The 13,736-nt window shown below is 38.5% G+C and carries 15 protein-coding genes and 1 riboswitch; of the genes, 14 read left to right on the top strand and 1 reads right to left on the bottom strand.

What is annotated here, in order from left to right; all coding sequences use genetic code 11:
- The first annotated feature begins 131 nt into the window (after positions 1-131).
- The 4 genes from HMPREF0877_RS01530 to HMPREF0877_RS01515 all read left to right on the top strand — a co-directional run bounded on the left by HMPREF0877_RS01530 (position 132) and on the right by HMPREF0877_RS01515 (position 4,176).
- Positions 132-2,363, top strand: a complete 2,232-nt coding sequence (locus HMPREF0877_RS01530; RefSeq protein ID WP_040760229.1) for a RelA/SpoT family protein — start codon at positions 132-134, stop codon at positions 2,361-2,363.
- Positions 2,363-2,809 carry a D-aminoacyl-tRNA deacylase gene (gene dtd, locus HMPREF0877_RS01525; protein WP_002827375.1) on the top strand — a complete coding sequence of 149 codons (447 nt, stop codon included), beginning with the start codon at positions 2,363-2,365 and terminating at the stop codon, positions 2,807-2,809. The genes HMPREF0877_RS01530 and dtd overlap by 1 nt, the downstream gene beginning before the upstream one ends.
- A gap of 138 nt (positions 2,810-2,947) precedes the next feature.
- The gene (locus tag HMPREF0877_RS01520) at positions 2,948-3,124 is read left to right on the top strand and encodes a type II toxin-antitoxin system RelB/DinJ family antitoxin (protein ID WP_002827374.1); all 177 of its coding nucleotides are present in this window, start codon (positions 2,948-2,950) and stop codon (positions 3,122-3,124) included.
- 86 nt (positions 3,125-3,210) lie between these two features.
- Positions 3,211-4,176 (top strand): cation:proton antiporter, encoded by a 966-nt coding sequence (locus HMPREF0877_RS01515; RefSeq protein WP_002827373.1) that lies wholly within the window; start codon positions 3,211-3,213, stop codon positions 4,174-4,176.
- Positions 4,177-4,410: 234 nt separating this feature from the next.
- Here HMPREF0877_RS01515 and HMPREF0877_RS01510 read toward each other — a convergent pair whose 3' ends face one another.
- A complete protein-coding gene (locus HMPREF0877_RS01510; protein WP_002827372.1) occupies positions 4,411-4,962 on the bottom strand; it encodes a hypothetical protein in 552 nt (183 codons plus the stop codon).
- 241 nt (positions 4,963-5,203) lie between these two features.
- On the opposite strand from HMPREF0877_RS01510, the gene HMPREF0877_RS01505 reads away from it, so the two are divergent.
- From HMPREF0877_RS01505 to HMPREF0877_RS01460, 10 genes are all read left to right on the top strand, one after another.
- Entirely contained in the window at positions 5,204-6,076 is an 873-nt protein-coding gene (locus tag HMPREF0877_RS01505) for a CvfB family protein (RefSeq protein ID WP_040760226.1), read from the top strand.
- A 1-nt stretch (position 6,077) separates the two neighbouring features.
- Entirely contained in the window at positions 6,078-6,986 is a 909-nt protein-coding gene (gene xerD, locus HMPREF0877_RS01500; RefSeq protein ID WP_002827370.1) for a site-specific tyrosine recombinase XerD, read from the top strand.
- 22 nt (positions 6,987-7,008) lie between these two features.
- Positions 7,009-7,374: a hypothetical protein gene (locus HMPREF0877_RS01495; protein WP_002827369.1), complete on the top strand. Its 366-nt coding sequence runs from the start codon at positions 7,009-7,011 to the stop codon at positions 7,372-7,374.
- Positions 7,371-8,162: a segregation and condensation protein A gene (locus HMPREF0877_RS01490; RefSeq protein ID WP_002827367.1), complete on the top strand. Its 792-nt coding sequence runs from the start codon at positions 7,371-7,373 to the stop codon at positions 8,160-8,162. The genes HMPREF0877_RS01495 and HMPREF0877_RS01490 overlap by 4 nt, the downstream gene beginning before the upstream one ends.
- Positions 8,152-8,793 carry an SMC-Scp complex subunit ScpB gene (gene scpB / locus HMPREF0877_RS01485; RefSeq protein WP_002827366.1) on the top strand — a complete coding sequence of 214 codons (642 nt, stop codon included), beginning with the start codon at positions 8,152-8,154 and terminating at the stop codon, positions 8,791-8,793. Before HMPREF0877_RS01490 ends, scpB begins: the two co-directional genes overlap by 11 nt.
- Positions 8,793-9,560 carry a pseudouridine synthase gene (locus HMPREF0877_RS01480; protein WP_002827365.1) on the top strand — a complete coding sequence of 256 codons (768 nt, stop codon included), beginning with the start codon at positions 8,793-8,795 and terminating at the stop codon, positions 9,558-9,560. Before scpB ends, HMPREF0877_RS01480 begins: the two co-directional genes overlap by 1 nt.
- A gap of 61 nt (positions 9,561-9,621) precedes the next feature.
- A riboswitch (FMN riboswitch) is annotated at positions 9,622-9,758 on the top strand.
- Positions 9,759-9,852: 94 nt separating this feature from the next.
- Positions 9,853-10,431 (top strand): ECF transporter S component, encoded by a 579-nt coding sequence (locus HMPREF0877_RS01475; RefSeq protein ID WP_002827364.1) that lies wholly within the window; start codon positions 9,853-9,855, stop codon positions 10,429-10,431.
- A gap of 78 nt (positions 10,432-10,509) precedes the next feature.
- A complete protein-coding gene (locus HMPREF0877_RS01470; protein WP_040760222.1) occupies positions 10,510-11,565 on the top strand; it encodes a helix-turn-helix domain-containing protein in 1,056 nt (351 codons plus the stop codon).
- Between the two features lie 6 nt (positions 11,566-11,571).
- On the top strand, positions 11,572-13,011 hold the full coding sequence (locus HMPREF0877_RS01465; RefSeq protein WP_002827362.1) for a RecQ family ATP-dependent DNA helicase: 1,440 nt from the start codon (positions 11,572-11,574) through the stop codon (positions 13,009-13,011).
- An 85-nt stretch (positions 13,012-13,096) separates the two neighbouring features.
- On the top strand, positions 13,097-13,702 hold the full coding sequence (locus HMPREF0877_RS01460; protein ID WP_002827360.1) for a hypothetical protein: 606 nt from the start codon (positions 13,097-13,099) through the stop codon (positions 13,700-13,702).
- Positions 13,703-13,736 lie beyond the last annotated feature (34 nt).

Genomic DNA, 13,736 nt, shown 5'->3' with positions numbered 1-13,736 from the left:
AAGCAAAATACAATACAAACAGCTATAAAATGCGTTAGAATAAATTAACTATTCAGAGTGATAGGTGAAAGATACGATGCTGCGGGTATGAATCCCAATCGGCGTGAATCTAAAAATAGAGGATGTTTTTTATGGCAGAGGCAAAAAATTTGACAGCACAAGACGTGCATGATTTAGTTGCAGACTATATGAACGATGAGCATGTCAAGAAGGTTGATAAAGCTTACCAGTTTGCATACCATTTGCATCAAGAGCAGAAGCGTAAATCCGGGGAACCGTATATCATTCATCCAATTCAGGTGGCAGGAATATTAGCTGAATTGCATATGGATCCTGATACGGTTGTTGCAGGATATTTGCACGATGTGGTTGAAGATACGACGGCGACATTAGCTGACGTAGAACAAGCTTTTGGACACGACGTTGCCATCATTGTTGATGGCGTTTCAAAGTTGTCACGAATCAAATATAAGTCTTCGCGAGAACAATTAGCTGAAAACCATCGTAAATTGTTACTCGCAATGTCACATGATATTCGAGTTATTATTGTTAAATTAGCTGACCGTCTACATAACATGCGGACGTTGTCTGCGTTACGAGAAGAAAAACAGAAACGAATTGCTTCTGAGACACTTGAAATTTATGCACCTTTGGCTGATCGGCTTGGAATCATGACGATCAAGTGGGAATTAGAGGATATGGCGTTACGCTATCTTAACTTTGAAGCGTATCACGATATTGCAAAGTCCATGAACTTACGACGTCAGGAACGACTGGAGATTGTTGATCAAGCCGTTAGTGAAATCGAGCATGCAATTACAGATTTGCATTTAGACCACACTGAGGTTTATGGACGACCAAAGCATATTTATTCAATTTACCGGAAGATGGTTGATAAAAATAAGCGCTTTGAAGAAATTTATGACCTATTAGCCATTCGTGTGTTAGTTGACACCATTCCCGAAACATATGCAGTTTTGGGAGCAATTCATGCACGTTGGACACCAATGCCTGGCAGATTTAAAGACTATATTGCTTTACCAAAGGCAAATGGGTATCAGTCATTACATACTTCTGTCATTGGACCAGGGGGACGCCCACTAGAAGTTCAAATTCGTACGTATCAAATGCATGAAATTGCCGAATTTGGTATTGCTGCCCACTGGGCATACAAGGAAGGTAATTTTGCTGGTGCCGATGTTCAGAATGCTGATCAGCAAAAGTTAAATGTGATTCAAGGAATTTTAGAATTACAAGCAGATGCGCAAGATGCTGATGACTTTATGGAGTCAGTTAAAGGTGATTTATTTACTGATCGCATTTTCGTCTTTACACCAAAAGGCGATGTGATCGAAATGCCCAAGGATGCTGGTCCACTAGATATGGCGTACACGATTCATACGAATGTTGGAAATCATACCGTTGGTGCTAAGGTCAATGATCGGATGGTACCGTTGGATTTTCCAATCAAAACGGGTGACATTGTTGAAATTTTAACATCGCCAAACGCCCAACCTAATCGGGATTGGTTAACGATGGTGTCTACACGTCGGGCGCGTAATAAAATTAGACAGTATTTCCGTAAGCAGGACAAAGCTGATAACATCGAAGCCGGTAGAAAAATGGTGGCTGACTGGTTAGAAGATGAAGGTTACGATGTTGAAGAACTGATGCAACCTGAAAATGAGGAACATGCAGCTGAAAAAATGCATTTCTTAGCAGTTGATGATATGTACGCCTCACTTGGATTCGGAGATATTAAACCACAAGGTGTCGCTAACCGTTTTTCAGAAGAGAAACGTGCTGAGATTGAAACTGCCCGTCAAGAAGCTGAGCAAAAAGCAATCTTAGAACATCATCAAACAATCGAAAAAGAAACGAAATCTGCAAAAAATCATGCACATCGTGAAGATCGAATCGTGATTCAAGGTGTCGATAATATGCTGGTTCGCTTGGGACATTGTTGTACACCTGTACCTGGGGATGAAGTTATTGGTTATGTCACCAAGGGGCGTGGTGTATCAGTACATCGTTTGGGATGTCCTAACCTCAAGGCCGCTGAAGTGGAAGGTAATCGATTGGTTGATGTGGCTTGGGAAAACCCAGCAGGCAATAGCAAAACAGAATATGATGCTGATTTACAGGTCTCAGCAACCAATCGCAACCGTTTATTGAATGATGTTATTCGGATGGTCAATAATACAACTCGCTCATTAAATTCGGTCAATGGGCGCGTCGATCATAACAATGATGTGCGTATTTCAATTAGTATCGGTGTAAAAAACTTAGAGCAACTCGAATCAATCATGGTCAATATCCGAGATGTTAAAGATGTTTATGAAGTAAAGCGAGCATTCAAATAATGAGAATAGTTCTACAAAGAGTCAAATCAGCTAGTGTATCAATTGATGAAACGGTCGTTGGCAAAATTGGTGTTGGTTATGTATTACTGGTTGGCATTGCCGATAATGATACGGAAGCTGAATTAGATTATTTAGTGAGAAAAATAACAAAATTAAGGGTATTTGAAGATTTAGTTGGTAAGATGAACTTGGCTATTGAGGATGTTGGTGGACAAATCTTATCAATTTCACAATTTACGTTATATGCTGACACTAAAAAAGGTAATCGTCCCAGTTTTACGAAAGCAGGCGCACCTGATTTTGCTGACAAGATGTATCAGTTGTTTAATAAAAAGTTGCGGGATACAGGCTTAACTGTCGAAACTGGTGAATTTGGTGCAAATATGCAAGTTCAACTAATAAATGATGGTCCAGTCACAATAATCTTTGATACCGAAAATAAGTAAAATATGTGAATTTAGATAGAAAGTACTAGCCAAAACGTATAAAAGCGTGTAGTATTTGATTTATATTTAAGGTACATGTAAAGTGTGCCATGATATAATATTTGTATAGAAAGTAATTATTGTGAAGGGAGTAACATTATGGCAGAAAAGTTAATTCAATTGCGTGTCGAGGACAATGTTAAAGACAAAGCAGATGAAATTTTTAAGTCACAAGGTTTAACCACGCAGACTGCGATCAAAATCTTCTTGACACAGGTTGCAAATACTGGTGAATCACCATTCAGCAACTTGTTTTCACGCAATTTATCAAAGTAAATAAAATTTCGGTTGGGCGTATGCTTCAAGTTCCTGGGTGGGTAACCAGTTAGGATTGAAGTGTACGGTTTTTTTTGGAGGTTTATATGGGAATTTTGGGACAATTAATCATTTTAATTGTTGTGACTTTTATTATGGGGCGCATCGGGCAAAAACTTGGATTTGCAGAAGTTGTTGGTCAGCTGATTGCGGGTATAATCATCGGGCCAGCACTTTTACACTGGGTAACGACAGGAGAAACAGTCAGCTTTTTGTCAGAATTGGGTGTCCTGCTACTAATGTTTACAGCGGGGTTAGAGACAGATATTGGTCAATTGAAACGCAATTTAAATGGGGCAACTTTAACCGCTATTATGGGCGTGGTGATTCCGTTAATATTGTTCACAGTAGTCTCTTTAGTATTAGGTTATCAGTTTAATATTTCTATTTTTTGGGGGATTGTATTTGCTGCGACATCAATTTCAATCACCATTAGTGTTCTAGGAGAATCTGGACAACTGGGCTCACAAGTTGGTGCAGTCGTTCTAGGAGCGGCCGTTTTGGATGATATGTTAGCCTTGCTATTGGTTGGGGCATATGTTTTAGTATTTGGTGGACAAGGTCTGAGTTTATCAACATTATTACCAATTGTGGTGTTTATTTTAGGGTTAGTGGCTGATCGATTACCAAATTCAGGAAAAATCTTAAAGTTTGCCAACTTATTAGGTACTTGGACACTATTTCCAATCTTCTTTGGATCAATTGGATTACATATTTCTTTGAATGGACTACAAAAAACGTGGCCTTTGATTATTGTTTTAACCGTGTTGGCGGTAGCAACAAAATATTATGGTGCGCAATGGGGAGCCAGGCTTGCCAAGTTAGATAAACCAGCCGCACGGGCAGTCGGGGCAGGTATGGTTTCAAGAGGTGAAATGGCGCTCGTCGTTGCTCAAATTGGGTTAAGTGCTGATTTGATCGCTAAAAATATTTTTGGTGATATGGTCTTTGTGATTATTATCTCAACAATCATTGCGCCGCTACTATTGCGGCCGCTGCTTAAAAGAATTTAGCAAAAAGGAGAGCGAGACAAAAGTTGTCTTGAAGCCGATGTGATACGTGATTTGCGTCATTTTTGGCCGTAGCAAAGCGAAGGACAGGAATGGCATAAATTGCGTTACATTGAGACTTCAGACTTTTGGAACGCATTTATGCTATAAAAATTTAATGCTGATAATTAATACATTTTTAGCAAAAAGAAGTTGGAACAAATTTTTTTGTTCCAACTTCTTTTGTTTTTTCATTTATTACAATGGCTCAATATCGTAGCGTTTTGTACGTAATTCACGCTTCTGGGCTTTCGTTGGCTTATACAGGAATTCAAAATAAGCAGCACGCCAATCATCAAATGATGAGGCTAATGTTGCGATTTCTTCAGGAATTTCTTGGCGCGGCACACGATCAAGATCAGGGTGCTCGGCAAAGTAACTATCTAACCAAGTTGAAATTTTTTCGTGACCAGCATTTTCAGCCTCAACGTTAAACCAGTTAGTTGGTTGAGGTTTAATCAAGGTATCATCAACATCAAATAACTCCATGGTACCGTGTACTTTAAATGGGCGGATTAGAGTGACTTCAGGATTAAATTTCCAAACAAAATTGCCAGGTGCAGTTTCTTCAACATCCTCTAATTGCACGACGGCACCAGCCATACTTGATGGTAAGCCACTTTGCTTAAGCGCATAAGAGGTTACAACTAAATCACCACGATGTTCTGTTCCAAACGGATAAACAACACCAATCTTGGCACCCACAAGAATGTCGATCAGTACTTGTGGTTCCATACCAATTGCTTTCATAAATGATTAACTCACTTTCAAATTATTACTAACTATTTTAGCAAAAAAATATTGTTTTTGGCGAGACAAACAAGAGAATCTGGTTTACATATATCATATCCAATGTATATCTGTTAAGATAATTAGATATAGTGAGCAAGATTACTGGCGCTATGATGCTGGTTATGAATAACCTTTACCAGTGCTGTGGCATCGGACTTATAGAACAATAGATGCAGCTGATGTAAAAGGATGGAGAAAAATGACACATAAACTTGGAGACGTGATTACAGCTAAAGTAACTGACGAAAATGATCGTTATTACTACGCACAAATTGACGGTGAAACATACGAGATTGACAAATCAGAATTAAAGAAGCCATTATCGATTGGTGGACTAGTTTCAGGATTTGCCTACGAAAATGAAAAACATCAATTACAAATAACGAAGAATCTACCAGAGGTTCGCCTTGGTCATTATGCCTGGGGAACAGTGACAGATATTCGTCGTGACTTAGGTGTCTTTGTTGATATTGGGTTACCTAATAAAGATGTGGTGGTTTCTTTAGATGAACTGCCAACTATTAAAGAATTATGGCCACAGCGTGGGGATAAGCTAATGATTACGCTACGCATTGATAAAAAAGATCGTCTGTGGGGCGAACTGGTTACCTCAGATATTCTGCAAGCAGTTAGAATTCCAGCGAAGCCAGATATGCATAACAAACAAGTCCAGGCAACGGCCTACCGCTTAAAGAAAGTCGGTACATTGGTCGTTACTTCGGACTATAACTTTGGCTTTATTCATCCTGATGAACGACAACGTGAGCCCCGTTTAGGAGAAGTTGTATCTGCACGAGTAATTGGTGTGCGCCCTGATGGCGTATTGAACTTATCATTGCGCCCACGAGCATATGAAGCTATTCCAGAAGATGCTCAGATGTTGTTAACGTTGTTAGAACGTTCAACAACCCATAGTTTACCGTTCACAGATAAATCAGATCCTAAAGCAATTAAGAAATATTTTGGTATGTCAAAATCACAATTTAAACGTGCTGTAGGTCGTTTGTATAAAGAACGTCGAATCACACAAAATGAGAACGGTCTTTTCTTAGTAGAAAGTGAAGGCGAATAGGATGAAAGTGCAGGTAGGACCATTTGAGGATGTTTTGGTTGACTACCTTCATTATCTAACTGTTGAGAGAGGCTTATCAGCTAATACCAAGCATTCTTACCAACAAGATCTTGTCCAATTTTTTCAATATTTGATAGCTGAGAAATATGATACGTTGACAGTGGTTGATCGTTTTACAATCATGGCATTTTTGGGACAGTTAGAACAAAAAGGCAAGTCACGTAATACAATTATTCGCATGGTATCGACTTTGCGAAAGTTTTTTGAATTTGTTCAAATGAATAATTTGATAACCAGTAACCCGATGGATCAAGTAGATTCACCCAAAAAGGCGCAGCATCTACCAGCAGTATTGACTTTAGAAGAAGTTGAAGCGTTGTTGCAGGTTCCTGATACAAACACGCCACTTGGGTTACGAAATCGAACAATACTTGAAGTCATGTATGCGACAGGTTTACGTGTCAGTGAGTTGGTCAATTTACGCTTAGATAATTTACATTTGGACTTAGGTCTCATTCAAACGATTGGTAAAGGGGACAAAGAGCGGATTGTGCCAATTGGTGATGTTGCAGTCAAGTGGTTAGAGAACTACTTAAATAATAGTCGCCCGTTGCTAGGTAAACAGCAAGATCCACACGTTATTTTTTTAAATGATCACGGTCATCAGTTAACACGACAAGGTGTTTGGAAATTAATTAAGCAATGGGTCAAGCAGGCTGGGATTACGAAAGATGTTTCGCCACACACTTTAAGACATTCATTCGCCACCCATATCCTCGAAAATGGGGCAGATTTGCGAATTGTTCAGGAATTATTGGGACATGCTGATATCTCAACAACGCAAATTTATACTCATATCTCAAACAAACGATTAACCGAGGTATATGAAAAGGCGCATCCTCGTGCTTAGTTTAGCTTGATTGGAGAAAAATATGTTAATTATCGTACGTAAAGATCAATCAAAAATTGTTATGGGGCTGCTGTCTTACAGTCCGAATTTACCAGATATTTTAGCTGTGCAACGTGAATATGATTGGTATCAGTCTGATGATAATCGGGATATTCTTCTATGGCGTGATGAAAATACACATCATTTTACCGTATTACTGGGGGTTGCACGTGTTTATAATTCCTTGGTGATTCGACGGATTGTTTTTAGTCCCGAAGTACAACCAAAACAAAAATTAAAACTTGGCCGTAAAATATATCAAGCGTTGCAATCTCAATATCCAGATCAAGTGATTATGGGTTCAATTGCCACACAAAAATTTGTAACGAAATGGCGAGATATGCAATGAGTGAAGAATTAACATATCATATAGAAGATTTTGATGGGCCATTGGATTTATTGCTCCATCTTATTCGGGTGAATGAGATGGATATTATGGATATTCCGATAGTTGAGATTACGGCACAATATCTGACATTTCTACATGCGGAACAAGAACGTAATTTAGATGTTGCTGGTGAATTTTTGGTCATGGCCGCAACGTTGATGTCAATAAAGGCCAATTACTTACTACCTAAAAATGATGTCTTTCAATATGATGAGGATTTAGCTGAATTTGTTACTGAAGAAGATCCTCGAGACACATTGATGGCACAATTAATTGAATATCAGCGCTATCAACAAGCTGCAGGTGATTTACGTGAACGAGAAGAAGAACGTCAATTACAGTTTTCTAGAGCACCGATGTCAATCCCAGACGATATAAAGGGCGCACCTCTGCCAGAAGGACTCGTATTGCGCGATCTTCAAAATGCATTTGATCGTTTGGTGAAAAAACGCTATCAAAAGCGGGTACAACCACGCTCATTGCAAGGTGATAACTGGTCAATTCAACAACAAATGACTAAAATTATGTCAAAGGTAGACACTGATCATGTTGTAACTTTTGACCAACTTTTTGCGGAAAATGCAGATAAGGATGAAATGGTCACAACATTTATGGCAATGTTAGAATTAGTGCGTCATCAGCACTTGACTATGACACAAAATAATTTATTTGACCGAATTGATGTTTCACGCGGTAAGGTACCCTACCAGCTGGAAAGTAGAGAGGATGAAGAGGCTGATGCAAAATAGCTTACAACAAATTGAAGGATTATTATTTGTTGCAGGAGATGAGGGTATCTCTTTGGCAGAACTGTCAGCAGCAACACAATTTTTAAAGCCAGCAGTTAATGGTCTACTAGACGAGTTGGCGATTAAGTATGCGCAAGATGAAAGTTGTGCTTTTGAAATTCTCAAAACAGATGATCGTTATCAATTAGTGACGAAGGCAAATTTATCAGAAACCATTCATCGTTTCTTTACAGCGCCACTAACAACAGCTCTATCACAAGCATCATTGGAAGTTCTAGCTATTATTGCTTATAAACAACCGGTTACACGTGTTGAGGTAGATGAAATTCGTGGTGTCCAATCACAATCGACCATCCAAAAATTAATTCTTCGTAATTTAGTAACGGGTAAGGGAAGATCGACTGAACCAGGACGACCAATTCTTTATGTGACAACCAACTATTTCCTAAATTATTTTGGGTTAACCAGTTTAGATGAGTTACCACCGTTGGTTACTGCTAAAGCACTAGAAGATTTACAAAATCAGCAAGATGTGACGATTCCGTTATTACCATCAGAAAAACAACAGTCTTCATTTGATGTCACAATTGCTGAATTAACAAAACAATCAGAAAGTAATGAGGAAAAATAATGGCAGAACGATTACAAAAAGTCATGGCTCAAGCAGGGGTTGCCTCGCGCCGGGCTTCTGAAAAAATGATTACTGAAGGGCAAGTCACGGTTAATGGTCAGGTAATTCGAGAGTTAGGAACGAAGGTTGAGCCCACTGATCACATTGAAGTAAATGGCACACCAATTGATTCAAAAGAGAAACTAGTTTACTTCCTATTGGATAAGCCACGCGGTGTTGTAACGACTAATTCTGATGACAAAGGGCGTCAAACGGTCATGGACATTGTTGATGAACCTGAACGGGTTTATCCCGTTGGACGTTTGGATTATGATACGACTGGTGCATTGCTATTAACCAATGATGGTGATTTAGCTAATAAGTTGATGCATCCTAAGTATCGCATTGATAAGGTCTATGTTGCCAAGGTCAAAGGTATTCCAACGAATGAGGAATTAGAAAAATTGCGTCATGGTGTGACTGTAAAGACTGTCCAAAATGGACGTCATTATACCTTTAATGCGGCACCAGCTCATGCAGAAATCTTATCAACTGATAAAAAGAAGCACACGGCAATCGTCAAATTAACTATTCATGAAGGTAAGTATCATCAAGTGAAAGAAATGTTAAAATCAGTTGGTCATGAGGTTATTAAGCTAACTCGTGAACGTTATGGGATGCTTGACTTGACTGGTTTGACACCTGGTGAATACCGCCCATTGCGTCATGAAGAGGTCCAAGCGCTCAAGTCTGGGCGTCAATTCCGCAAATCAGCTGGTCGTTGGTAAAATGGTGGCATGAATTTTTATTGACTTTTAATTAGCAGAAAGATATGATAATAACATAACTAAATATCTTCAGGGCAGGGTGTAATTCCCGACCGGCGGTAATTTCGTTTTTACGGAAAAGTCCGCGACCCACAGTTTTGTGGTTGATATGGTGAAAATCCATAACCGACAGTAAAGTCTGGTATGCAGAAGAAATTAATGAATTTGACTGATAGAGTCGGTCTTATTTGTGTCGCCCTGACATAAATAAGATCGACTTTTTAATTATCAGCGTGGAGGATTAGGTAGTCACATGAATAAAACACGTCATTTAACAATCATTGCTTTATTGTCAGCAATTTCGTTTGTCTTGATGGTTTTCCCGCAATTTCCAATCTTACCTGGCGCAAGCTTTTTAAAGATTGATTTTTCAATTGTTCCCGTATTAATGGGAACTTTACTATTAGGGTTAAAACAAGGTTATCTTATTTTAATTTTACGGTCGGTTTTGAAACTATTACTTAATAATGAAGGGCCTGGTGATTTAATTGGGCTACCAATGAATATCATTGGTATGGCTATTTTTATTACCATAATTATTCTAGTAATGCGTCGTACAAATGTGTCTAAAAAGCAGTTTATGTGGGGAACATTGCTTGGAACGCTTGGGTTAACATTGGTGATGGTTATTCTAAATTATGTTTATGCAGTGCCATTATATGCTTTGTTTGCAAATTTTGATATCCGAGCAACAATTGGCATGGGACACTACTTACTTTGGATGGTTGTGCCATTTAACTTAATTGAAGGCGTTATTCTTGGTACTGTATCAGGCGTTGTCTTCTATTCATTTCAGCGGGCATTAAGCAACATGCATTCACAATTAAATTAAAACACGCAGCTTGCACTTACCTCACTATTTTTTTAAACTAGACAATAGTACAGCACAAAGTGAGAGGTGGGCAATGTCGTGATAACTGATTTCCTGATTACCCTTTTTTCGCCGGTTCAACCACGGCGACATCGGGTAATTTTTGGTTTATTAAAGCGTCGTTTGACAGTATCAACAGAATATTGGGGATTACGTTATCAATTGTTACCCATTATTGGTTTATTGCCACAATTAGAAAAAAATGATTTTGATGAACAAATTGCACAGCTCATCAAACAGGGGTTGCTCATTGAACAGCAACCAAGTTCTGGACAATTATTGCTAACCGATAAGGGCGTTACTTTTCAACAGAATTATAGGCAATACCATTATCAGTTAAAATACATTCCTCTAATAATCCAACCACTAGCGAATGTCCGGCAGTTCCGGGAAGCATTTTGGTTGGCGAATCAAATCGTGTCGGAAGTGGCATATCACAACAAACACTACTATCCGTTACAAATTGATTTTAAAACGAAAAAATTAGTAAAAAATTGGTATGGGCAGACAGATAAAAAACACTTAATTGATGATTGGTTAACAGAATTAACCGACTTTTTAAAATTATTGGATCAACAAACTGCGGATCAATTAGTTGCGACATGGGTTGGACATCAAATACCTGGACGAAATAGTGACCAACTAGATTTACCGCAATCTTGGACGGCAACTGATTTTTATCTTTGGGAAATTGATTTATTTTCTTTTTGGAGCCAGCAATTATCACAGACTAATGCTAGCAGTGAATTAAAAAGGTTATGGGAATTAACACAGCAACAAGCCAACTTGTCACCCAGCGTGCAATTAACATGCCAGCAGGTGCATCGGGGGATGTCTATTGAAACCATTAGTAAGCAACGCCATTTGAAAATCGGCACGGTTAGGGAACACTTGCTGACAGCGGCAGTTTGGCTATCTAAAGCGGATTTTCCCTATGAATTGTTTTTAAGTGCTTCAACCATTCAATATCTAGAACAACATTTGACTGGCAATATTGATAATTGGCAATTTTCCGACATTAGAACGTCAGATAACCCAAATGAGTTTTTTATCTTCAGATTATATGAAATTTACTTAACCAAACAGGGGAATTAAGCATCGATGACAATTAACTTAGAGCAGGTTTTACAAGATAAATTTGGATTTGAGAGTTTTAAAACGGGTCAAAAAGAAATCCTAACGGCCTTATTGTCAAAGCAATCAACATTAGCAATTTTACCAACAGGCGGTGGTAAGACGTTGATTTACCAGATGATGGGGGCGGTTCGAGATGGATTGGTTATGATTGTCACGCCATTACTTTCACTAATGCAGGATCAGGTTGCACGATTGAATTATCTTGGTGAAAAAAATGTGGTGGCTTTAAATTCGACATTAACATTTGAGAACAAAAAGAGTGTCCTTAAAAATTTAAATCGTTATCATTTTTTATTTGTTTCTCCTGAGATGCTTAGCCAAGAACAGGTACAAACAGCTTTAAAACAAGTGAAAATTAACTTAATGGTTATTGATGAAGCTCATACAATGGTTACTTGGGGTCAGGATTTTCGACCAGATTATTTATCATTACCTAGTATTCACGAACAGCTTAATCGACCACAATTACTTTTATTAACGGCAACCGCAACACCAAGTATGATGTCAGCAATTACTGAGAATTTTCATGCGCTGCAAGATAAATGGTTTATTTATCAACAACCGGTTGATCGACCAAATATTTTTTTGCATACAGAGCAACTAACTAATGAAATTGAAAAAAAACAACGCTTAAAATATTTAATTCAGACGGTTAATGGACCTGGTATCGTTTATTTTACTTCACGTAAGCTAGCAACAAGCATGGCGGAGTGGCTAACAAATGAAACTGGACAACGGGTCGTTGCATACCATGCTGGTATGGATACAATGTCTCGGTATCGTGTACAACAACAATTTATGCAGGGAGAGATCGATGTCATTACGGCGACTTCCGCATTTGGCATGGGCATTGATAAAGAAGACATTCGTTTTGTCATTCATTATCATTTGAGCAATGATCTTTCAAATTATCTGCAAGAAATTGGTCGTGCAGGACGTGACGGACAACAAGCAGTTGCAATCTTATTGTATGTACCTGGGGATGAACGTATTCAATTTAATTTGATTGATCAAACCATCCCTGATAATTATGCGATTCACAGTTATTTGGATCAGTCGTTGGTGACAACACTAACACCTGAGCAGGTCAGATTATTGAATTTTTATCAAAATAAGGGCTTATCATCAGCTGAAATTATTCAAATTTTTGATAGTAGACGCGTGATGAGACAGAGTAATTTATGGTCAATGATTAACTATGCAAAGTCCGATGGTCAGCTGCGTAATCAAATCAGTCAATATTTTGGTAATGTCACTGACAACTTATCGCAAACGGATGAAAGTGTGGGTGTGACAGATTGGTATCCCAAAGAATTAAATTTCGTGCGAAAAGAAGATGGTAAACAGCAAGCAAAGGTGGTAAATTGGTCTAAACAACTAAAAAAACTATTTAATTTACAGTAAAGATTAGGTGTGACACTAACTATTTTAAGGCGGTTAGTGTATTATTAGAGATAGTAAAAAAAGAGAGTAAGGAGAGCCACCAATCATGACCGAAAAAAAGGATGAAAAACAGCCATGGGAGGCATCTTTTAAAGATGAAACAACCAACCAGTATTCAAGAACACAAAATCGACGCAAGTCACAACGTGTCAGTATGGTTGTCGGAATTCTGGTACTGATTGTCATTGCTTTGTCTTTCGTTCCTGTTTATAAGTATTTGCAGGAATTGAATAAACCAGCTGATGCCACATCGAACACTGAATTACCAGTTGCTTCATCAACGAAAACGACCACTTCAACGAATAAAGTGACCGATACCGCAAAATCAGAATCAAAAGCTAAGGTTGCTGCATCAAAGTCATCATCTGAGGCAGCGGCAGCCAAATCATCATCAGAAGCAGCAGCAAAGTCATCGTCAGAGGCGGCAGCTAAATCATCAAGTGAAGCAGAGGCAGCAGCGTCTTCTTCATCAGAAGCAGCAGCTTCATCTTCTTCAGAAGAGGCTTCTCAAACCGTTTCATTTGATTCTGGTACACTGTATAGTTTTGCCGTTGCAAATGGCACAACCCCTGAAGAGTTGTATACTTTGAATCCTGGTCTAACGGCAAGTAATTATGCATCATACTATGGTAAGGGATTAAAAGTTAAATAGAAATATTTTGATTATGATTATCAAATTGGCTGGA

Source organism: Weissella paramesenteroides ATCC 33313, assembly GCF_000160575.1.
Lineage (GTDB): Bacteria > Bacillota > Bacilli > Lactobacillales > Lactobacillaceae > Weissella > Weissella paramesenteroides.
The sequence above is the reverse complement of the archived record's forward strand: the minus strand, read 5'-3'. Positions and strand labels throughout refer to the sequence as shown.

Bases quoted from the DNA above. Each gene is read 5' to 3' on its own strand.
- dtd (WP_002827375.1), top strand. From the start codon at position 2,363: ATGAGAATAGTTCTACAAAGAGTCAAATCAGCTAGTGTATCAATTGAT.
- HMPREF0877_RS01510 (WP_002827372.1), bottom strand. From the start codon at position 4,962: ATGAAAGCAATTGGTATGGAACCACAAGTACTGATCGACATTCTTGTG.
- xerD (WP_002827370.1), top strand. From the start codon at position 6,078: ATGAAAGTGCAGGTAGGACCATTTGAGGATGTTTTGGTTGACTACCTT.
- HMPREF0877_RS01495 (WP_002827369.1), top strand. From the start codon at position 7,009: ATGTTAATTATCGTACGTAAAGATCAATCAAAAATTGTTATGGGGCTG.
- HMPREF0877_RS01465 (WP_002827362.1), top strand. From the start codon at position 11,572: ATGACAATTAACTTAGAGCAGGTTTTACAAGATAAATTTGGATTTGAG.
- HMPREF0877_RS01490 (WP_002827367.1), top strand. From the start codon at position 7,371: ATGAGTGAAGAATTAACATATCATATAGAAGATTTTGATGGGCCATTG.
- HMPREF0877_RS01475 (WP_002827364.1), top strand. From the start codon at position 9,853: ATGAATAAAACACGTCATTTAACAATCATTGCTTTATTGTCAGCAATT.
- HMPREF0877_RS01520 (WP_002827374.1), top strand. From the start codon at position 2,948: ATGGCAGAAAAGTTAATTCAATTGCGTGTCGAGGACAATGTTAAAGAC.
- HMPREF0877_RS01515 (WP_002827373.1), top strand. From the start codon at position 3,211: ATGGGAATTTTGGGACAATTAATCATTTTAATTGTTGTGACTTTTATT.
- HMPREF0877_RS01505 (WP_040760226.1), top strand. From the start codon at position 5,204: ATGACACATAAACTTGGAGACGTGATTACAGCTAAAGTAACTGACGAA.
- HMPREF0877_RS01480 (WP_002827365.1), top strand. From the start codon at position 8,793: ATGGCAGAACGATTACAAAAAGTCATGGCTCAAGCAGGGGTTGCCTCG.
- HMPREF0877_RS01460 (WP_002827360.1), top strand. From the start codon at position 13,097: ATGACCGAAAAAAAGGATGAAAAACAGCCATGGGAGGCATCTTTTAAA.
- HMPREF0877_RS01530 (WP_040760229.1), top strand. From the start codon at position 132: ATGGCAGAGGCAAAAAATTTGACAGCACAAGACGTGCATGATTTAGTT.
- scpB (WP_002827366.1), top strand. From the start codon at position 8,152: ATGCAAAATAGCTTACAACAAATTGAAGGATTATTATTTGTTGCAGGA.